Annotated in this window: 15 protein-coding genes; 4 read left to right on the top strand and 11 right to left on the bottom strand. The window is 38.1% G+C overall.

Going from position 1 to position 22275, the window contains the following annotated elements; genetic code table 11:
• Window positions 1–14: 14 nt before the first annotated feature.
• Window positions 15–785: an ABC transporter permease gene (locus QJV33_RS01695; protein ID WP_281461690.1), complete on the bottom strand. Its 771-nt coding sequence runs from the start codon at window positions 783–785 to the stop codon at window positions 15–17.
• Window positions 786–1313: 528 nt separating this feature from the next.
• On the opposite strand from QJV33_RS01695, the gene QJV33_RS01690 reads away from it, so the two are divergent.
• A complete protein-coding gene (locus tag QJV33_RS01690) occupies window positions 1314–2723 on the top strand; it encodes a lytic transglycosylase domain-containing protein (RefSeq protein ID WP_408869662.1) in 1410 nt (469 codons plus the stop codon).
• Between the two features lie 98 nt (window positions 2724–2821).
• Here the strand turns inward: QJV33_RS01690 and nfsB are convergent, their stop codons facing one another.
• From nfsB to metH, 10 genes are all read right to left on the bottom strand, one after another.
• On the bottom strand, window positions 2822–3478 hold the full coding sequence (gene nfsB / locus QJV33_RS01685; RefSeq protein WP_281461688.1) for an oxygen-insensitive NAD(P)H nitroreductase: 657 nt from the start codon (window positions 3476–3478) through the stop codon (window positions 2822–2824).
• Between the two features lie 86 nt (window positions 3479–3564).
• Window positions 3565–4338, bottom strand: a complete 774-nt coding sequence (locus QJV33_RS01680; protein ID WP_281461687.1) for a glycosyltransferase family 25 protein — start codon at window positions 4336–4338, stop codon at window positions 3565–3567.
• A gap of 160 nt (window positions 4339–4498) precedes the next feature.
• On the bottom strand, window positions 4499–4795 hold the full coding sequence (locus tag QJV33_RS01675) for a hypothetical protein (RefSeq protein WP_281461686.1): 297 nt from the start codon (window positions 4793–4795) through the stop codon (window positions 4499–4501).
• A 124-nt stretch (window positions 4796–4919) separates the two neighbouring features.
• Complete coding sequence (locus tag QJV33_RS01670; RefSeq protein ID WP_281461685.1) at window positions 4920–5585, bottom strand: SDR family NAD(P)-dependent oxidoreductase; 666 nt, start codon at window positions 5583–5585, stop codon at window positions 4920–4922.
• 15 nt (window positions 5586–5600) lie between these two features.
• On the bottom strand, window positions 5601–7070 hold the full coding sequence (gene purF, locus QJV33_RS01665) for an amidophosphoribosyltransferase (protein ID WP_281461684.1): 1470 nt from the start codon (window positions 7068–7070) through the stop codon (window positions 5601–5603).
• Window positions 7071–7127: 57 nt separating this feature from the next.
• Window positions 7128–7760, bottom strand: a complete 633-nt coding sequence (locus tag QJV33_RS01660; protein WP_281461683.1) for a CvpA family protein — start codon at window positions 7758–7760, stop codon at window positions 7128–7130.
• A 228-nt stretch (window positions 7761–7988) separates the two neighbouring features.
• The gene (locus tag QJV33_RS01655) at window positions 7989–8675 is read right to left on the bottom strand and encodes a thiamine diphosphokinase (RefSeq protein ID WP_281461682.1); all 687 of its coding nucleotides are present in this window, start codon (window positions 8673–8675) and stop codon (window positions 7989–7991) included.
• A 59-nt stretch (window positions 8676–8734) separates the two neighbouring features.
• Window positions 8735–10453 carry a Na/Pi cotransporter family protein gene (locus QJV33_RS01650; RefSeq protein WP_281461681.1) on the bottom strand — a complete coding sequence of 573 codons (1719 nt, stop codon included), beginning with the start codon at window positions 10451–10453 and terminating at the stop codon, window positions 8735–8737.
• Window positions 10454–10880: 427 nt separating this feature from the next.
• Window positions 10881–12296 (bottom strand): hypothetical protein, encoded by a 1416-nt coding sequence (locus QJV33_RS01645; protein ID WP_281461680.1) that lies wholly within the window; start codon window positions 12294–12296, stop codon window positions 10881–10883.
• 261 nt (window positions 12297–12557) lie between these two features.
• Window positions 12558–16052: a methionine synthase gene (gene metH, locus QJV33_RS01640; RefSeq protein ID WP_281461679.1), complete on the bottom strand. Its 3495-nt coding sequence runs from the start codon at window positions 16050–16052 to the stop codon at window positions 12558–12560.
• Window positions 16053–16443: 391 nt separating this feature from the next.
• Here metH and QJV33_RS01635 point away from each other — a divergent pair, with 391 nt between their 5' ends.
• The 3 genes from QJV33_RS01635 to QJV33_RS01625 are packed head-to-tail and all read left to right on the top strand — an operon-like array spanning window position 16444 to window position 22252.
• Entirely contained in the window at window positions 16444–18717 is a 2274-nt protein-coding gene (locus tag QJV33_RS01635; protein ID WP_408869645.1) for a peptidase domain-containing ABC transporter, read from the top strand.
• Complete coding sequence (locus QJV33_RS01630) at window positions 18717–20285, top strand: HlyD family type I secretion periplasmic adaptor subunit (protein WP_281461678.1); 1569 nt, start codon at window positions 18717–18719, stop codon at window positions 20283–20285. The genes QJV33_RS01635 and QJV33_RS01630 overlap by 1 nt, the downstream gene beginning before the upstream one ends.
• A 38-nt stretch (window positions 20286–20323) precedes the next feature.
• Entirely contained in the window at window positions 20324–22252 is a 1929-nt protein-coding gene (locus tag QJV33_RS01625; protein WP_281461677.1) for an SEL1-like repeat protein, read from the top strand.
• Window positions 22253–22275 lie beyond the last annotated feature (23 nt).

Here is a 22275-nt window from a genome sequence, read left to right as displayed (position 1 = left end):
CAAAAATCTTAATTTTAGATCCAAAAAGCTAAACGCCCTCTGGCTCTGATAAAAACATATGCAGATGCCAACCATATTATCATACTATATCCAAGCGCATACATCCAAATAGTGCTATTAAAACCATTATTTAACAATGGTCCTCTGACCACTTCGATAAGAGGATATAATGGATTAAAAACCAAATAAGACATATGATGTTTTAATTGATGTGGTAACCAAATAATAGGCGTTATGTAAAAAATAATTTGTATAAAACTATTAATAATTTGTGGAATATCACGATATCGAGCACAGATACAGCCCAACAACAAGCAAATTGCCAATCCGTTAAAAAACCACAAGATAAAACCAGGGATTACCAATAAGGCATTCCAACCCACATGTATTTTGAATACAATAAAAACGATAATAGGAATAATCAGGTTTAAACATAAAATAATTATATTACGAAAAATTGTTCGAAGTGCCTGTAGGAAAAAAGGGAGCTTGATAGAGTGGATGGTGTCATTTGCCTGAAGGAAACATTGACATGCATCTGATAAGGTTAAAGCAATCCCCTGTCCCCACAAAACCGTTGATAAAGCAACAAAAGGTAAGTATTCATGAATATCCATTTTGAATAGTGAGCTGTAAATAACACCCATTGTTGCAGTCATAGCAGCCGAAGTCGATGTAATCCACAACGGTCCCAAAGCAGAACCTTTATATCGCAATTTAATATCAAACCAACCCAGAGAGAGCGCTAATCGCCATAATTTAAATCCATTGATAATATCTATCACTGCCTGATAGTATCGCGAATTTGTTGTCTTGCTATTTATTTTTGTAAGTAATGACATTCGGTTAAAATGACTATGCAATTAGAGTTGAAAAAGATCAAGATGTTTAAAACAATGACACACTCAAATGGTGAGATAGCTAACTATAAAGGATAGTATTCCAAGAAACAATCTTTATATTAAAGGCTACATATTAAGGCTTTTTTACAGATGTTTAGCAAAGATTTCTTTTTTAACGGATGGTGTGTATTTTTAATGGTTAATCCCGTAGCTTGTGCTTGCAAAAAGAATAAATCTCTTGTAAATGTTAGAAGATATTTATTGGATTTATTTTGATTCTTTTATTAAATATAATCTCATAAACACATCATAAAACATAGGATAAGTGCATAAATTTACTCAAAATTAAATGGAATTATTTATTTTTGAATGAATATTGATTAAGGTAAAGGCATGATGGCGCACTTGAGAAGCAAATTATTACAGTCTTCATTCGGTTGGTGTCAATTTCGTATTCCACACAAGCTGTCAATGAAATCGTCTACTGCCTTGATATTGCGCATCGGGAGCGTTGGTGGATTGGCAGCTTTAGTGGCCGGTTGCTCTTCCTCTGCTCCACGCCAGCAACAGCTCCCTATTGCACAAGAAGTTGCCAATTATAAAGCACGCGCTCGCTCTTATTATGCGCCTCCTGGTCCAGCAAGTGACCCATGGGGACCTTATATCAAAGAGGCATCTGAACGGTTTGATGTACCCGAAGCATGGATACGCGCTGTGATGAAGCAAGAATCAGGTGGAAATTCGTTTGCAACTTCTGGACCTGGTGCGATGGGATTAATGCAATTAATGCCACCCACTTACGATGAACTGCGGATCGCATATAATTTGGGTGATGATGCGTATGATCCACATGATAATATTGCTGCTGGTGCCGCTTATATTCGTCAAATGTATGATATTTACGGGTCTCCAGGCTTTTTGGCTGCGTATAATGGTGGACCGGGACGGTTGGATGATTTCTTAACCCGTAACAGAACATTGCCTTTGGAAACACGTCGTTATGTGGCTTCAATTGGTCCAAAGATTCAAGGAGCTAATCCAAAGCGTCGCTCTCAAGCAGATTTGTTGGTGGAAAGCCATAGTTTAGGTTCAGGTGTTGATCCAACCCTTTATGCGTCGGCTGCGCAACCAACATCCTCACGTCAGTTAGCTTTATCTCCACAAGCGAATTCAGTGCAACAGGCTTGGGCTAATCGCATGAATGGTGGTGGTCAATCATCTGCAGATAATTTAAATGTAGCGAGTTTAAACCGTGTTGGTACTGCGACCACGGAAGCATTAAATGGTCAAAGTTTAAATAATTCTGGACGTGTTGTGGCTTCGGCTAAATCATCATGGCGTAATGTTGATACAGGATATCCAACACAGTGGAAAAGTTTTGATCGTCAACCGACGACAGTGGCACAATCAGAAACACGCCAAGATATTAAATCAGCTTGGGCATCAAGGGGATATAAGGCGTCCTCACCACCTGTTTCTAGTGGTGAGCCACCTGTTTTCATACCTTCTTCTCAACCGGTCCAAGTTGCTTCGGCACCTGTTGGCAATAGCAGCCGTTATTATCAACCTGTTTCTTATCGTATGCCTTCTGCGAGTGCCAAAAGAGCTGTGACTGCCCCTGTAAAGACCAGTGACGTTTCTTCTTCTGGAGATTGGGGCATTCAGGTTGGGGCTTTTGCATCCTCTTCACTAGCGCAAAGTGCTGCTGGTAAAGCAAAAAGTAAGGCGGCTTTAAGGGCAGGCTCTCAACAAGTGCAGGCTGTTCAAGTTGGTAAAAATAAACTCTATCGCGCCAGAGTTACAGGGCTAAGCAAAGATGCAGCCCAAAATGCGTGTCAAAAACTATCTTCTTGTATGTTGCTTTCGCCTTCGAAAATCTAGTAATTATTGAACATATTATATTAAAAAGCAGCTATTAAAGCTGCTTTTTCTTTTACAATATATGTGTTGATTAAAATTTAATCTCTCTACTGACTATCTTATAAAAAAGTAAAAAGATCTTCTTTAGGTAGGCGTGATTTTGGTAATTTAGCAAATATATCATCATCGGCTCTATATCCCAAAGCAATGACAACCAAACTCATGTAACCTTGTGCTGTTAAACCAAGTTCTTTATCAAGAATCGCACTGTCAAAACCTTCTATAGGCGTTGCATCTATTCCCAAAGCAGCAGCACCCAGTAATAAATTGCCTAATGCAATATAACATTGTCTTGCCATCCAGCTTTGAGCATCTTTATGTACATTATTATGCAAATCAATAAAGCCCATATATTGATTGATTTGTTGTTCTACCCTTTCAAGGGAATCAATGCGACCATCTTTATGGGCTTTTTTAATCGTTTTAGTAAGATATTCACGATCTATGCTGGTTTTAGAGCAAATAACAATGGTATGAGAAGCATGAATAACTTTGTTATGGTTAAAAACAAAATGCCCATCAGCCATAGATGTTGCAATACGCTTTTTACCCGTAGGGGTTCCTGTTAAAACAAAATGATAAGGCTGTGAATTAATCGATGTTGGCGTATATTGCAATAATTCGATTAATTGTTCAATTTGATCTTCGGGTATTTTTTTGTTGGGATTATATTTTTTTGTTGAATAACGTCGATGAATAATTTGTTGAAGATTCATATTTTTCTCTTTTAAAAAATTGAGCTAGGTTTAATGGAATACATACAAAATGATGTAAGTAATCAAGTAATAAAATAAATGATGGGTTAAGGAGTTGTTGGGATGACCGCTAACATTGGGATGGTCATGTATGTATTTAATGATTGTATATGACGGTTGACTTCTACGTCAAAAGAAGTGTTTTCTCGCTTAGCAACAGGATTAAAAACGTAAAAATTAGTTCCGTAAGGTTTTTCTTGATACGACGGAGCTGCTTCGTTTCCTATAGAAATTGCTTTTTGTAAAAGCTGTTTTGCGCCGTTAACAGAAATACTATAACACCCCATACCAGAAAAAGAGAGCATTTTAAGCGTTTGAACGGCTCGTAAGTCGCTATTTTTATATAATGATACATCAATTAGATCGTTATTGGGTGTTTTGAGTTCTTCTGTGCCGTAACCTATAAATGTATAAATGACCTTAGGTAAGCTAGGTATTATCTCTAAACAAGGGTTCCAGTTTAAATTATATCCCCAAATCATTAAATCATATTTAGTTTTCAAGGATAAAGATTGTTTTTGATGGTCCAAAAAATCTTTGTGCGTAATTGTATTTGCTTCAAAGATAGTGATTGGGGATTGGGTTTCCACTGCTTGTTGCCATAATAAAATGTGGGCTTTGGTAAAAGCAAGGGTTATCAAATCATATTCATTATCTTTGGTAATAATATTTTTTTTAATTAATTCATCACGCAAATTAAGATTAGAAACAGGTGCTTTGACAGGAATAATATCTATTTCAGGTGCTAGATGTTGATTATTAGTTTTGAATTTTTCTAAATTATCTTTGTTGTCATCAGGATATATAACAAAATATTTCATCTTACTTAAATTAGTCCATGATTTGTGTATATTTTGTTTGTTATATTCTTTCTGATTTTTTGTATAAAGGAATATTCAAACATTGGATATACATTGCGTTTTATAAAATTAAAATATTAACGTGATAATATTATAAAAAGCAATGTATTTCACAAAAGATTTAAATTTCCACTTTATCTTCAGACCCATCTAGGTGATAAATAGGTGTTGGAATGATTTTGATGTTTTTAAATTGAGCAATCAATGTTAAACCAGAGATTATTAACAGTGTAGCCATATTAATGAGTGCTAAATAAGAAAAGCTAAGCCAGCTTACCGGCAGAGGGACGTGGATAAGTTGTTTATATTGATAAGGAACAAATGCGATTGAAAAAAAATCTATGGTTAATAGGTAAATTGTCCAAACAACAAGAGAACAAACAGTTGCTCCATAGAGATAACGATGAATTAAATACATGTTTTCTCTCCTTTCCACTTTATTAATTAGCGATTATTTCATATATGGGTTTTGCCGTAAAATTATTACACCGATCTTTAAGTATACTAAATAAGTAAAAGGATGTCAATCAATTATAAAAATATTAATGAATAATGTGCGCAATGATTTCTTTGGCTGTTTGTGCAGGTGTATTTAAGGTTTGTTTATTTTCGGCTGGGAAAAAAGATTGTCTTAATAAAGTATTCGTAGGGGATAGGGGAAGATAATGGATTTGCAATGAGGATAATTGTGCAATTTCTTGCTGCCAAGATTGAATCATTGCCCCCAGTGCTGCGTGTATAGCTGTAACGGGCGACCAAAAGGGCAGGTATGAAGCCATCGGTTGAAAGAAAAATGCATTGGCATTTTTAGTGGCAGAGAGTAATGGCGACAATGTGCGGATTAATCGCCAAGGACTTGATAAATTAACCTGTATGTTTTTGTCCCATGCCACATCGGTGATTTGTGTTACTGGTGTTAAGGGAACATATTGAAAAGCAGCATGGATAAAAATATCTAATCGTTTGAATTGAGCTGCAATCGATGGACCAATCAGATCAATTTGTTTGCAAGCATCTTGACTACCTAAATCCAAAGGCAATAACGTTGCCTTTTCCCCAACGGATTGTATTAGGTCATCTGTTTGCATTAATCCCATCTGAGTTCTGGCGCTGATAATACAATGCGCACCAGCCTGTGCCAAGGCAACAGCACAGGCTTGACCGATGCCACGGCTGGCACCTGTAATAAATGCGATTTTATTTTGCAATGGCAAATCCATTGCTTATTTTGATTTTACCAACTGCATGTCATGATCTGTTAGTGGGATTGGATAATCACCTGTAAAGCACGCGTCGCAATATTGTGGATTTGGATTGTTTCTTTTTTCCTCTTCCAATGCACGATAAAGACCATCAGCAGACACAAATCCCAACGAATCTGCGCCAATTAATTTACACATTTCGTCGATTGAATGGGTATGTGCCAATAATTTTTCTTCGGCAGGGGTGTCAATTCCATAAAAACAAGAATGTTGTGTAGGTGGGGAGGCAATGCGTAAATGAACTTCTGTTGCGCCAGCTGCTCTAACCATTTCAACGATTTTCTTGGATGTGGTTCCACGAACAATCGAATCATCAATTAAGATCACACGTTTACCGTTAATGACGGCACGATTGGTTGCATGTTTAAGCTTAACACCTAGATTACGGATTTGATCGGTTGGTTCAATAAAGGTTCGTCCAATATAATGGCTACGAATGATCCCTAGCTCAAAAGGAATATTGCTTGCCTCGGCGTAACCAATCGCTGCTGGAACACCAGAATCAGGAACAGGAACGACAACGTCAGCTTCAACATGGGATTCTTTTGCTAGTTCAGCACCAATTTTTTTACGTGCTATATATACGGATTTATTTTCAATGACTGAATCAGGTCTGGCGAAATATACATACTCAAAGATACAAAAACGACTTGACGTATTGTCAGAGAACGGATGGATGGAACGGACACCGTCTTGATCTATAATAATGACTTCGCCAGGTTCGATATCACGAAGAAAATCCGCACCCATACTGGATAAAGCACAAGTTTCACTAGCAACAACCCATGAATTTTTATCTTGACTATATGGTAGTTTTCCAAGAATTAATGGACGAACCCCCAAAGGATCTCTGGCAGCAATCAACATGTCTTTGGATAAAGCAACCAAAGAATATGCCCCTTGAACTTGTTTAATCGCATCAATAAAACGATCAATCACGTTGCTATATAAAGAAATTGCGATGAGATGGATAAAGACTTCGCTGTCTGTGCTGGATTGAAATAAGCATCCTCTGCGCACCAAAGATTGTTTTAATAATTGTGCGTTGGTTAAATTGCCGTTATGCGCAACCGCAAACCCGCCAAATTCAAAATCACCATATAAAGGTTGCACATTACGTAATTGTGTTTCACCCGTGGTGGCATATCTGTTATGACCAATTCCCATTCCTCCTGGCAAAGAGGCAATCACTCTGGGGTCATCAAAGACTTCTCCAACCAATCCTAGACCACGATGTGTGTGAAATTGATTCCCGTCATAGGTCACAATGCCACTGGCTTCTTGTCCACGATGTTGCAAGGCATGTAACCCCAATGCGGTCAAAGAAGCGGCATCTTGAGTGGTCCATACACCGACAACACCGCATTCTTCGTGGAATTCGTCATCGTCGATAAAATCAAGTTCATGAGAAGAAAGAGAGGAATGTGTCATGATAAATCCGTGGTGGTTAAGGGAAAAACAAAATAATCGTAAAAGAGTAATATGAGCTTAATAATCAGGGGAAATCCCTTGGTTGGTATTCTGTTGTCCAGTGGCAGGCATAGGCGCATTTGGATCAGTAATTACATTGGTGTTCGTGTTTGTATCTGCGGGATAAGAACTTCTGGGTGTTTTTACCTGTGGTACAACGATATCCCTTTGCATAGAGCTGGGTAATAATTCATTGATATAGGCAGCTCCTTGATAAACATAAGGAACCATTTGGCTTTCTTGCAACGTATCAGGCCATTGTGCAGCAGGGAAAATAATTCCACCCAAAATATAAATAATCGCTAGCGTGGCAAAACCTTTTACTGCGCCACAGGCAGCCCCCAAAATTCGATCCAACCTTCCTAATATAGAAAAACGAGTTGAATTCTGACCGACAATTACATTCGCAAGGGTGTTGATGACAATGCAACATAATAGAAAAATAATAGCAAATGATGCAATGTCTGCGAGGGTTTCATTGCTAATATAAGGGGTGATCTTTGGCACAAGATCAGGGTACCAACGATTAGCAAGGCTTGCAGCAACAACCCATCCAAATAAACCAATGAATTCTCGGGTAAAGCCCCTGGTTAATCCCGATAAAGCACTTAGGACAATCACCCCAAGGCAAACCAGATCAATCCAGTTCATATTATCTAGCACTTTATTAAGAGATCCCTTTTTAATGAAGTGTGTAAAACATATTCATAATTAAACACTGTCTTTATATCAATAGATAGTTATAAATTATTTTCGTTATATCTAGAACTTGGTTATTTGCCTGATCGTTATTTTGCTCGATGAATGATAGATAGGGATAATTGTTTTAAAATCAAATCTTGGTAAAAAATATTTTGCTATTTTTTGTACGAGCGTTAATTATTCTTGAAATGCTCGATAAACGATCAAGGCCTCATTAACTTCAATTATAAATTCGTTCGTCAAAGATTCGTTTAACGTCCCTTGCCACCAATAGGTATGGCTTTGTTTATCCAAAGGATACTTCAAGTTCTTTGTGGTAATCGGGGTAGGGGAAGGGCTGAATAAAGAGACTTGTTGTCCAGAATAGCTTTCAAAATTTGACGATTGTCGAATAGCATTGAAAACACCAAAGTCAGTAATCATTGTGACAGTTTCAATTATTGATAAATAATCCACTAACAAGGCAATATTGGCAATGGTATGATCTTCTCTTTTCCCTGTTGCGCCCAAAATAATCAAAGATTGAATGGATTTACTTTGGCAAAACAGAACGGCTTTGGTCAGATCATTGGTGTTTTGTTCTGATATCTTTACAAACTGATCTTGATATTTTGCCTGATTTTCAGATGATAAAGAATCGCCGTCCCCGATAATGGTCTGTGCAGTAAGATGATGATCAAATAAATGGTTAGCAGCCCCATCACAACAGACGAGCCTATCTTGATTATACTGTAAAATAGATACGGGAACAGGATGGCAAGGGAAATCACCATTGGCAAGGATAATGGTTTGTGCAGTGCTTTTTCCAGTTGGCATAGGATAGTATATCATATGGCGTTTCTTCTGCGGTGGACTAGAGGTCATGAGAGTAGATATGTTAAGAAATTGTAACTATAAAATGATGTGAAGCTGTGAATAGATCATTATTCATTATCTTCACTTTTGGATAACTCCTTGTCTACAGATAAATTTGCATCATCCTCAGGTTGTAGACGACTGGGTAACAACAATCCCGATTGATCTAACACTGGATAAGCTGCTGATGCGACGATATGTGTATTGGTGCGTTTTAAATCACGCGCAAGTTCCAACATAAATGAACCATAAAGTATCTGTGTTTTTTTGTTGGTGTTTTCCTCGCGCAAGCGGCGGTAATAAATAGAGTTGGCTTGATTCTCAGTTTCTCTGAAAATATCTTTTTCCTCAGCAAGTTTTCTGGCAATGGTTTCATCTTCATTCATCAGCAAAATCGCAGCAATCCGCAAGTTTTTGTGCATCCGTTTTAACATATCTTTTAACGGCTGCATCATTTCATCAGGCAATATAATCCGCTGTTTAGCCATTTTATGAACTGTGGGTAAGACATTGCGATCTAAGACATCACTGGCATTGGCGATTTGAGTACAAAAAGTCAATATACGTTCCGTTTGTGTTAACTCATGGCAGTTTAAAGATTCAGGATCCAGTGCTGTGACATAACTTTGGATGGAATTGCTTAATTTATCCAAAATAATGTCTACTCTTCGTGCTTCAATAGCGATTTGAGGGGTTTTGCTTTTTAAGGTGTTATCCACCCCATAGAGCATTTTTTCTAAGGAGTCACATAGACGCAAAGATTCTCTGATCGCATTGCTAATTGCAAGTATAGGGGATTGTTTAATTGCTAATTTATCAAGATATATTGGTTTGGATGGATCCTCTGTTTTTTCTTCTTTTGGACGTGGCATAATGCGTTTCAGGAACTCTGCATATGGGGTCAAAAAGGGTAAGAATACAGCCGCTGTAACAATGTTAAAAAACGTATGAAAATTGGCAACCGATCTGTTCATGTCAGGATAATAATAAATCAGCCAATGGGTTATTTGTGTCAGGAATAACAGACAGATCGCTGCACCAATCAAACGGTTTAATAAGTTACCAACAGGCAGGCGTTTGGATACGGTATCTTTGCCAGCACCTTCAAGCACTGGGTTCAACGCGGTTCCTATGTTGGAACCAATAACCATTGCAAAAGCAGTCTCTGGTGAGATGACATTGTGCGATGCAAAGGAAGCAATTAATAGAACCACAGCAACAGAGGAATGCATAATCCATGTTAAAACTAGCGCAATTAACACCGAAATGAATGGCATGTCAGCGATGCTTCCCAGCATCATCCGCAAAGAAGGCTGGTTGGTATAAGGCTGTAGGATTTCCAAGAATTGATGCAAAGAGATCAAAATCAATCCCAATCCAATGAATGATCTGCCCAAATCACGCACGGCATTCATCCATCGTCTGAACATCATCACCCCAATTAGAACGAATAATGGGGCGATACGAGAGACATCAAACGATAAAAGTTGAACAATCAAAGTTGTTCCAACATTTGCCCCTAGCATCACTGCTAAGGCAGAAGGAAGCCCAATCACTCCGTTCGCAGCAAAGCTGGTAATCATTAATCCCGTTGCTGTGGATGATTGCAAAACGGCAGTAATGCCCAAACCTGCAAAGAAAGCTTGAATTTTGTTTCGTAATGTTTTCGATAAAATGAGATTGAGCCTTGCACCAAAAGCGCGCTGTACGCCTGTTTGGACCATATGCACACCCCATAATAACAAGGCGACACTACCGGCAAGATCAATGATATTAACAAGATTCAATGATAAACCTCACTTAAATAAAAGAGTGATAATAACTTTTGAGAGGATATATAATGCGAGATAAAATAAAAATATGGTAAATAGCGATTAATAGAAATGCTTTAAAAATAAAACGGCATTCAAAAACGCAAGTATTATACCATTAAATTTTGATATAATGCAATTATATATTTTGCAATGGACATCCACTGATAGTGGCAGCAATATTCATATGTTTTTTTGTATTTATTGCAAGTATCAGAATATGTTAATACGATTATATAATAAATTGATATTGTTAAAAAATGTGGGTTTGGGCTATTATTCATCATGGCAATTTATTGAGGCAAATTCGTTATCGTCATCTTATCTCGATAGTAAAATTTGACCAGATTTTGTAGCCCAATCAGCAAAATTTATATCGTAGGTTTTGAGTTATATTTATATTCTATTGAATAGATATGGTGATATTATGATTATTCACATTAAAAGATAAACTATGTTGCTTTGTATTTTCTGAAGAGTAAATGGCTGGAATGGCAGTAAAAGATTCCCAACCTTGTGGCTTTGTTGCGTAATGTATACTTCCATTAGCATTGACCCCTATATAGTGCTTTTTGTCAGAAGTATGGATAAATATCATGTAACCAGAAAATGTTAATTTGATCTGATTGGGTATAGGATCATTTGTAAGGCTAGTTAAATTAAAAGACATATTATCGTAATATTCTAGCTCAAACAGATAACCATGATGGATACATACAAGTTTTATTCTACCATTTTGATTATAAAGCTGAATAGGCGCGCAGTTAGGTTTTTCATCAAGATTAATAGCTGTTTCGACTTTATTTGTGTTGTAATTATAAACCAAGAAGTTACCATGGAAACTTATAAGATATGGATAAGGATTCAGGCATCGTAATTGTTGATTTGGTTTAAAGAAGTTTTCCAAATTACCAGTTTTTGAAATAAAAATGCTTTGTAAGAGTTGTGAGCTTTCTTGTTGATATCCTTTATTTGTTAAACAGAAACATAATTTTAAAATTAATGTATTATTATTAAATAATCTGTGGTTATTTCTAACCTTTGACATGGACTGGCTCGTCAACATTTTGTAGATAAGATATGGATATTTTTCAGTTAACAAAAGAACTTTGGATTCAATGTTTGTGATATGATGCCGTCGTACGTAGTTGATAGTTTGAACAATATTTTGCTTATTTCCAGAAACTAAAGAATCAATAATAGATTTAAATACTTGTGATCCTAGTAGATGAAAAATGATGAGGTGTTCTGTAAAATAAGTAACGATGAAATTTACATGAGGGATTTGTTCTTTTAATAAACCAATATGTTCTTTATCTAACCAATGTGAACGACTTAAGGGGTCGTATACAATAAATATTTCCCCTTGCAAATCATCTTTTTTAATTGTTGTCTCTTTAACTTGCTCAGGGGTAAGTGCTGATGCTATTTTTACCGTTTCGTCTGTTACTGTACATATTTCTTGATCAAGCGTCGCTCTTGGTGCTAAGGCTAATACAACATCGGCATTTAGTTGTTTAGAGTATTTTATTACGGCATAGCCTGCCACAGACTGACCAATAAGAATAATTTTTTTGTAATTTTTAGTAATATCATTACACAAAGAAATAATTTCATGCATATCAGAATGTAGATAATAATTATCTACTTTAGGAGTAATCCCTAAACAAGATATATTATATTTCTCTACAATAGGCTTAAGAAAAAAGGTTTCTTTTGCTATATTAGTTTCGTGGGCTCCTAAAAATGAGATTATAATATAGTCTGTATTACCTTCATGATGATGCAGAAATAGTTCTTTGCCCTCATAAATAATCATAATATACCCCTTAAGTTATTACTTTTTGTTATATATTTAAGTATCATTTTGTATTATTTAATACAGGTATTGTTTTTAAAGATACCAGTTATTTGATTATATAGGTACGATACGTATTATTATGTGGATATAATCATTTGTTTTAAAAGTAATAATTTACTAGTATGATATATTTACAACTAGATTTAATTTTAAAAATGGCTGTAAATATATTTTGAATTTAAATCGCTTGAGAAAATCGTTTAAATTATTTCATTTTTACTAGACGATAAAATATTTTGCTTTTGGATGGAATAACACCAGTGCAGACGTGGATTGTTCTGGATGTAATTGCCATTCATCAGATAGAGAAATACCCAATTGTTCGGCTTTTAATAGCTTTAAGATATGTTTTTGATCTTCTAAATTGGGACAAGCTGGATACCCAAAAGAATAGCGTGATCCACGATAGCCCTGCATTAATAATTGGTTCATATCGGGATCATCTTCCCCCATATATCCTAATTCAGAGCGCATGCGTTGGTGTGTGTATTCTGCCATAGCTTCTGTCATTTCAACGGATAATCCATGTAGATACAGATAATCTTGATAGCGATTATCCTCGAACCATACACGGGTTGTATCAGATGCTTGTTGACCTACGGTAACAACTTGTAACCCCACGACATCACGCACGGGATCATCAATATCATGAACGAAATCAGTCAAACAAAAACGATTGGCACCAGGCTGTCTGGGTAATGCAAAACGGCAAAGTTCTGTTTGACCATCTTCATCAAATAAAATCAAATCTTCGCCACAAGCAGCAGCCTTCCAATAACCGTAAAGAGCTTGGGGTTGCAAAATATTTTCTTTTTCACACTCTTCAATTAAACGATGTAAGATTGGGCGTAACTCAGTCTTGGCATTTTCAAGGAACTCTTCCAATGTTTTTCCTTGCTTTTTCATACCCCACTGGAGTTGATACAAAGAACGCTCATTAAGAAAAGGCAAAATCGCTTTCATTTTGGCTTCTAATTTCTTTACGCCCCAAAAAGGTGGAGTAGGGACATCTTCAGTAGGTGCCATTTCTTTGCGTCGTTGAGTGGCTTCTGCTTTGGTTAAAGGAATAGCTTCAATTTTCTCTTTTTTAGCATTACGTTTGGGACGTTTATTTTTGATTTTTTGTGCTGCGATATAATTGTCTAGATCTTTCGCAGCAATTTTTTCCATCAAGGTTAGCCCATCAAACGCATCTCGAGCATAGGCAACCAAACCATTATTTTTACTATAAGCCTCGGAGCAATCTTCTTCGACATAAGCACGGGTCAAGGCAGCACCACCTAATAATACGGGAATATCCAAACCGTGTTCTGCCATTTCTTCAAGGTTTTCACGCATAATAACGGTGGATTTGACCAATAGCCCTGACATACCGATCGCATCGGCTTTATGTTCTTTGGCAGCCACAATCATATCCGCAACAGGCACTTTAATCCCTAAATTAACAACGTTAAAGCCATTATTGCTAAGGATAATATCAACTAAATTTTTGCCAATATCATGCACATCACCCTTAACAGTCGCTAGAACCATGGTGCCTTTGGTATCATCGCTGGTTTTTTCCATAAAAGGTTCAAGGAAAGAAACCGCAGCTTTCATGGTTTCAGCGGATTGTAAAACGAAAGGCAACTGCATTTTACCAGAACCAAACAGCTCGCCAACCGTTTTCATTCCACTTAGGAGTAAGGTGTTGATGATTTCCAAAGGCTCATATTTTTCCATTGCCTTGTTTAAATCTTCTTCTAGCCCTTTACGGTTGCCATCAACGATACGATCATGCAGTTGTTCTTCGATTGTCGTAGCAACGGGGCGTGCTGCTGCCTGAGAAGCCTTACGATCTGCAAAGATTTCTAAGACTTTCTTTAAAGGATCATAGTCAGCTGTCCTGCGGTCAAAAATTAAATCCTCCATGACTTTGACTTCTTCTTTGTCAATTAGATGCATGGGGCGGATTTTTGAAACGTGAATAATCGCCGAAGTCATGCCAGCTTGTTGGGCATGATATAAGAAGACAGAGTTTAATACTGCACGAGCTGCAGGATTTAGTCCAAAGGAAATATTAGACAGTCCAAGCACAATTTGAATATCTGGGAATTTATCATGGATGGCTTTGATGCCTTCCAAAGTCCATAAACCCAGTTTTCGATCATCCTCAACGCCAGTTGCAATAGTAAAGGTGAGGGGATCGATCATTAAATCTGATTGAGGTAACCCATAACGATCACATGCAAATTCAACCAAACGTGAAGCAATGCGTAATTTATCCTCGGGCGTTTTTGCCATGCCGACTTCATCGATAGTTAATGCAACCACGGCAGCACCGAATTTTTTTGCCAATACCATGCGTTCGGCAGCAATCTCTTCGCCATCCTCGAAATTGATGGAGTTAATAATAGGCTTTCCGCCATGTAACTTCAAACAGGCTTCAATAACATCAGTACCCGTAGAGTCGATAACCAAAGGTGCATTAATAGACGAGGTAAAGCGTGGGATAATTTCTCCCATTTCTGCAATTTCGTCACGTCCTACAAACGCCATACATACATCAAGTGCATTTGAGCCTTCTTTTAACTGCTCACGTCCAATCGTAACGCATCCATCCCAATCCTGTTCCGCTTGTAAGTCACGCCATTTTTTGGAACCATTAGCATTACAACGCTCACCAATAGAAAAGAGACTGTTTTCTTGACGTAAAGGCACAGAGGAGAACAAGCTAGCAACAGAAGGTACTGCAATATGCGTGCGTGGAATGGTTTTAGGACGATCCGCAGAACCTTCTTTTTGCGCTCTTTCACGTAATACTTTGTCCATCGCAGCGATATGATTAGGGTTTGTCCCACAACATCCGCCCAGCATATTGATTTTTTGTTCCTCAATATATCGTGCCATCCAATGTCCCATTTCTTCGGGGGATAAAGGATAATGGGTCTTGCCGTCCAATAATTCAGGCAAGCCAGCATTAGGCTGCATAGAGATCAGGCGAGGCCAATATTGTGACAGCCATTTGATTGCTTCGGCCATTTCGCGAGGACCTGTTCCGCAATTCATTCCCATCATATCCACGTCAAGCGCATCAATAATGGTTGCAGCTGCGGCAATATCGCTGCCAACCAACAAGGTTCCTGTGGTTTCAATGGTGACTTGCACGAATATAGGCAAGGATATTTTAGCTTCGCGTTGTGCGAGCTTAGCAGCATTTACAGCGGCTTTGATTTGCAGTGGATCTTGACATGTTTCAATAAGAAACCCGTGAACACCGCCATCTATCAATCCACGGCATTGTTCTGCAATCGCAGCTTCCAATGGATCATAAGCAACATTACCAAGCGAGGGCAGGCGCGTTCCTGGACCAATAGAGCCAACAACAAAACGTTCCTTGCCATCTTTGAATAGATTCGCTGCTTCATGGGCAATTTCAGCAGCACGTTTGTTGATTTCATAGGTTTGGTCTTGAAGGTCAAATTCGCTAAGGGTAATCGTGGATCCGCCAAAGGAATTGGTTTCCACCATATCTGCGCCTGCTTCGAAATATTGCCGATGGATATCGCGAACAAGGTCGGGTCTGGATAAGTTTAGGACTTCGGTACAATTTTCCTTGCCCCAAAAATCTTTTTGGATATCAAGGTCAAGCATTTGAACGATCGAACCCATGCCACCATCACATAGCAGGATTTGTTGTTGAAGTTTTTCGAGAAGTTTACTTTGTCCAGACATAAATAAAAAAAGCCTAATGATCGGTTAAGATAAAGAGTGAAGATGTTTGATTGAAGTTTGTAAGTTAAGTTTTTTCAATTTAAATACTACTTTATCATGACAAGATATAAAATTAAAAAGATTAATATAAAATAATATTGTTTTGTATATAAAATTATTTTATCATCTCCATTTTGACTTAATATTATAAGGTAAATAATTTACAATATTTCGTTTTTTAAAATACTTAATTTTTAAGAATATCTGAAATGGTTGAATTATTAACAAATTATTGATATGTTCCGTTGTGTTTCTTTGGAAAAGAGTCATCTAAGAGTAATAGTCTAGGTAATTCAATATCCAATAAGCATTGAGTTTTAGTATTGTAGAGATTTTTGATGAAAGATGATCCGTGGATCAACCATTAAACACTCCCCTTCAGTCAGGATCGGGGCAAAATAAAGACGGTGCGTCTGAAAAAACTGAGCGCCTTTCTCCGATGATGATCCGTATTCGTGCCGTAATAGCAGCCGCAAAATATCATGGTGTTGATCTTGATATTCGGGATCTTGCTACGCAACCAGACGAATCATCTCCTTCTCCAGCAACTCTTGCTCGTTGGCTCAATAGTCAGGGCTTGGTTGCAAAAGGTATGCGTTTAAAGTGGCGCTATTTGATTCGTTTGTATAATTCTCCGCCTGTCGTGTTAATGTTCAAGGATGGTTCTGCGGGATTAATGGTTGGGGTTAACCCAAAGAAACGGGTTGTCTTTCTAAGGGATCCTCTTGGAAAAGAAACAGATGCCCCGATTGCGGTTGATGAACTGCGATTGCGCCAAGCGTGGACAGGGGATGTGTTGTTGGTCAAAGCCAACCGGAATCTTTCTGAGGGTGATGCTGTTATTAACTTTACGTGGCTTGCCAAGATGGTGTTACGTGAACGTATGCTATTACGTGATATCAGCTTTGCTTCGATGATTATCAGTATTTTACAAATTTTCCCAGCTTTTATTGTGATGCAGGTTGTTAACCGAGTCATTGCCTTTCATTCAACTGCAACACTGATTTCGATTTCGGGCTTGTTGATTATTTTATCTTTTTATGAAGTTTTAATTAGCTATGCGCGTCGTGAATTAACCGCTGTTTTAGCTACGAGGCTAGATTCTCGTATTTCTATTCATACTTACAATCGTTTGTTGGCACTGCCATTGGAATTTTTCGAACGTCAACAAGCCGGTCGTATTGTTGGGAAGGTATCCCAAATCTATATGGTTAGGGATTTTATTACAGGTAAATTGCTGACGACGTTTTTGGATTTGTTTACGTTGGTCGTGATTTTGCCGTTTTTATTCTATATCAGCCCTACTTTGGCGTGGTTGACGGTTGCAGCTGCCGGTTTGATTGGTCTTATTGTCATTTTATTCCTGCCGGCTATCACTAAGCGATTTAGTAACCGTATTGAAGCTGAAATGACACGGGCGTCAATGATGTATGAGACTGTGGCTGGAATTAGAACGGTTAAAACATTGGCATTGGAACCTGCACGTCGACGTGAATGGGATGAGGTTATTGCCGTTGTTTCTAAGTGGCGTTTATCAACTTCTCGTATACAAAACTGGCCAGAAACATTGGTGATGCCACTGGATTTCTTCATTAACCGTGGTATTATTTTGATCGGTGCGTTTTTAGCAATCACAAATCCTACATCTGGAATTGATGCAGGTGTGGTTGTGGCATTTATGATGTTAGGAGGGCGAGTTGCCACGCCATTAGTTGGTATGGCGAAATTGACTTCATCCATTACAGAGGTAAATACGTCTCTTGGTCAAGCAGGTGAAATTTTAAATAATCCTACAGAAACTAAAGCATTAACAACGGGATTACGTCCTAAAATTGTTGGAGCTTTATCATTCGAAAATGTCAATTTTACATATCCTGGGGGCAGTAGTCGCGCGTTAAAAGATTTAAGTTTCTCTATTCCTGCCGGAACAATGTTAGGGTTGGTTGGACGAAGTGGTTCTGGTAAATCAACAATTACCCGTTTGTTGCAAGGTGTCAGTCGTGAATATACAGGTTTTTTACGGTTAGATGGTGTCGATCTGCGTGAGATTAACTTGACACATTTAAGACGTTCTTTTGGTGTGGTGTTACAAGATAACTTCTTATTTAGAGGAACGATCAAAGATAATATTACAGCAGGTCGTCCAGGGTTAACAATGGATGATGTTATTCGTGCCGCACGTTTAGCAGGAGCCGAAGAGTTTATTGAGCGTATGCCTGCAGGCTATGATACCTTTATTGAAGAGGGGTCTACTAATATTTCTGGTGGACAACGTCAACGATTGGCTATTGCACGTTCTGTTATTCTAGACCCTAAATTCATGATTTTGGATGAAGCAACGTCAGCATTGGACCCAGAAAGCGAAGCTTTGGTTAATGCGAACTTAGAGCGTATTGCAACTGGGCGTACAATGGTTATTGTTTCGCATCGACTTTCTTCCCTAGTAAATTGTGATAAAATTTTAGTGTTAGATCAAGGGGTAATGCAGTCAATTGGTAATCATGAAGAGTTATTGGAAAGTTGCGAAATCTATCGTACTTTATGGTTGCAACAAAATCGGCATACACAAGAGAAATCTAGCAAAGAAAAACAAAGCGGCGATGGTTTCGTGCCTGAAGGAATGTAATGATGGTTGATGATAATAAACATGATCAATTACCAAAAGGCGCTCAACCTGATGGAAAAAACGATACAGATAACGCAATTCTATCTAAAGAAAATCGGCAGTTGACCGAGAAAGGTGTAAAAGCATCTGAGGTCGCCGACGGTCAGAATGATGATGAACATGTGCCAGATGGGTATTATTTGCCTGAGGCAGATTCTGATGATAGTTTCCAGGCCGATATGCCTATTGCATTGTTGGAATTTCATTCTCCGACTTCTGCAGCGATTAATATGCCTCCAACAGCTTCTGCCCAATATATTACATGGTTGATTGGTGGTTTGGCGCTTTTTTCATTTTTAGGAATGTGCTTTTTTCCACTTGATAAAGTGGTGTCGGCAGACGGTCGGTTAATTTCTACAGAAACGCCCTTGTTAGTACAGCCTTTGGAACAAAGTATTATTAAATCAATTGATGTTAAAGAAGGTGATTTTGTTGCTAAAGGACAGGTTGTTGCCCATCTTGATCCAACATTATCGGACGCAGATCTAGACAATTTAAAAGTTCAAGTTGGTGCTGATAAAGCAGAATATGATCGTTTACGCGCAGAGGCAGATGAAAAAACTTATACCGTTGACCCATCAGATTTATATTCTGTTGAACAAGGAAATTTATTTCTGAAACGTAAGTTGGAATATGACGCAAAGGTTGATGGTTTTGATCAAAAAATTGCTGAACAACAAGCTCAGTTAAAAAATGCTATTGCGAGTATTGCAGTGTTACGAGGTCGTGTGAAAGTGGCTACTGATGTTCACCAAATGCGTCAAAAATTACAAAAAGAAGAAGTCGGTAGCAGATTATCCACATTGGGTTCACAAGATACGTTGATGGATGTTGAAAATCGATTGATAACAGCGCAACAAACAGCAAATGCAACGGTCAAGCGTATTGAATCCTTACAATCAGATCGTAAGGCATATATTGAGAATTGGAAAGGGACGATCTTTAAAGAATTGAATATCGCCATTAAACAATATGCACGTGATGATGGCGACTACAAGAAGGCACTCTTGCGTAAAAATAAAGTATTACTAAGAGCTGAAAAGGATTCTGTTGTTTTATCTATTACCAAAGGGTCTGTTGGTTCGGTATTAAATGCTGGTGTTCCTTTTATGACTCTTGTTCCAGTTGGCACGGGGTTAGAAGTTGAGGCTGTTGTTTCTGGTGACGAGATTGGTTATTTGAAGCTGGGAGATAAGGCAAAAATTAAGTTTAATACTTTTCCATATACTCAATATGGTGGTGCCGAAGCAGTCCTGACAAATATTAGTGCTGACGTTTTCCAACCAGGTGATATGACACAAGAAACAAACCGATTGGGGGCTGCACCTATAACCTTTAGGGATAAACCTTTTTTCAGAGCGCGTTTAAAAATTGAAAAATATACATTACACAACGTTCCTAACTTTTTTCATCCAACACCAGGATTAATTGTTTCTGCTGATATCCATGTTGGTAAAAGAACTGTTGCGCAGTATTTGATGAATGGTATTGTTCCCCAATTAACCAATGGTATGCGTGATCCTCAGTAATAATTGAGTATTTACTGTTGAATTTACAGGAGTTTAAAATGCGCAGATTGTTTAGAATAGGCGGTGAAAGTCGTCAATCTAAAAAAATTGAGAAAATATTGGAAAAGGCTAAGAAATCATATGAAGATGAAGATTATGAAACAGCTTTTAACCAATTTTCTCAAGCTGCGTCAATGCAGTCTCCTGAGGCACAATATTGGTTGGGGATGTGTTACTTAAATGCACATGGGGTTCTTTTAAACCTTAGTGAAGCGGCTTTGTGGCATGAAACCGCAGCAACAGCAGGCTGGATTGATTCAGCATATATGCTGGCATTGCTATATATGAGGGGTGTGCCAGAAGCGCAAGAAATAACGGGGCAAAATATTTTTGAATCGTCTCCAGAAGAAAATTACGATAATTTACAACCTGATTTAGATAAATCACGTTATTGGGTCAAACAAGCTGCCGAACAAGGTTTGGCTGAAGCCCAAGCGTTATATGCTTATTTACTTTCTTCAGAAACAAAAGACTCCGAAATTGTTTCTGAGGCGTTAAGTTGGTATGACAAAGCAATTGAACAAGATTCCGCCCAAGGTTATATGGGTAAAGGATTACTTTTATTGCGAATGGGCGAAAATGATGATGATTATGCTGAAGCTGCTAAATTTCTAAATGTTGCTGCAGAAAGAGATATGGCAACCGCATTATACAAATTAGGGGTGATGTATCAAACAGGTAGAGGGGTGCCTCTTGATATTAAACGTGCGGCGGAATTATACAAAAAAGCAGCTGAAAATGGTGTCAGAGCGGCTCAAGCATTGTATGGTGTTGCGTTAAAAAATGGTCAAGGCGTAGAACAAAATTTCATTCAAGCGGAAACGTGGCTAAGAAAGGCTGCATTGGCAGGGGATATAGAGGCGGCTGTTGTATTGGCTGATATGAATGGTCAGGGAAATGATGATATTCCGCCTAATTATGTAGAGGCGGCACGATGGTATGTGGTGGCAGCCGAAAGTGGGCATGTTACGGCAACAAGGTCGTTGGGTTTATTGTATCTGAGGGGAATGGGTCTTCCGCAATCGACAGATAAGGCAATAGATTTACTGAGTTTTGCAGCTAAAAAAGGGGACGTTATTGCGACGGTCACCCTTGGTGATATGGCAATTCAATTACCCGATAGTAAGTTGCAAATAGATGATGTTATTAAGGAGTATTTAACGCCTGGTGCCGAACAGGGCGTGCAGCCGATTATGTTTAATTTGGCAGTGGCTTTGTTGAAAAGTAATACCATTAATTTTGATATCGAAAAAGAAGAACAAGCCAGAGAATGGCTGAGGAAAAGCTGTCCAGAAGTGATGCAAGCACGATATTGGTATGGCAGAATGCTGCTTGAGGGCGCCGGAGGAGAGCAAAAACCTGACGAGGCATATGCTTGGATATCATCTGCAGCAGAAGAAGGGATTGTAGATGCACAAGTTTTATGGGCTCATATTTTATTAGAGGGTAAATCTAATAATGGACAAGTCCTTGCCGAAGAGGCCTTAAAATTCTATCAAATGGCGGCAGATCAAGGCAGTGTCCCAGCAATGTTTTCTTTGGGTGCTATTTATGGTGGGGGTAATCATTTAGAACCTAATCGTGAAAAAGCACAGATTTGGTTCAGAAAGGCAGCCGAAAAAGGGCATTCAAAAGCTCAATTAATGTTAGGTCGCTATTTGGCGCAAGGTTTGGCTGGACAACAAGATACAAAACAAGCAAAATATTGGTTTGAAATGGCTTTGAAAGCTGGGGAAAAAGATGCTCAAAACGATCTGAAAAGATTAGAAAACCCTAATTTCGTTCCAGAATCCAAAGAGGCTAAAACAATTCAGGAAGTTTCTGGATCTCAAGAGCAAGAATTACCTGTTTTTGAAGGAATAACGCAAGAAAAACCAACCCATAAAGTAGAGGTTGCTCCTGGTTTGTTCTTTGTAAAGAAAAAGTAATATTTGAAAAATGATGAATCCTG

Origin of the sequence: Commensalibacter nepenthis (genome assembly GCF_029953305.1) — a bacterium.
GTDB lineage: Bacteria > Pseudomonadota > Alphaproteobacteria > Acetobacterales > Acetobacteraceae > Commensalibacter > Commensalibacter nepenthis.
Note: the sequence above shows the minus strand (reverse complement) of the source record. Positions and strands in the feature narration are given on the sequence as shown.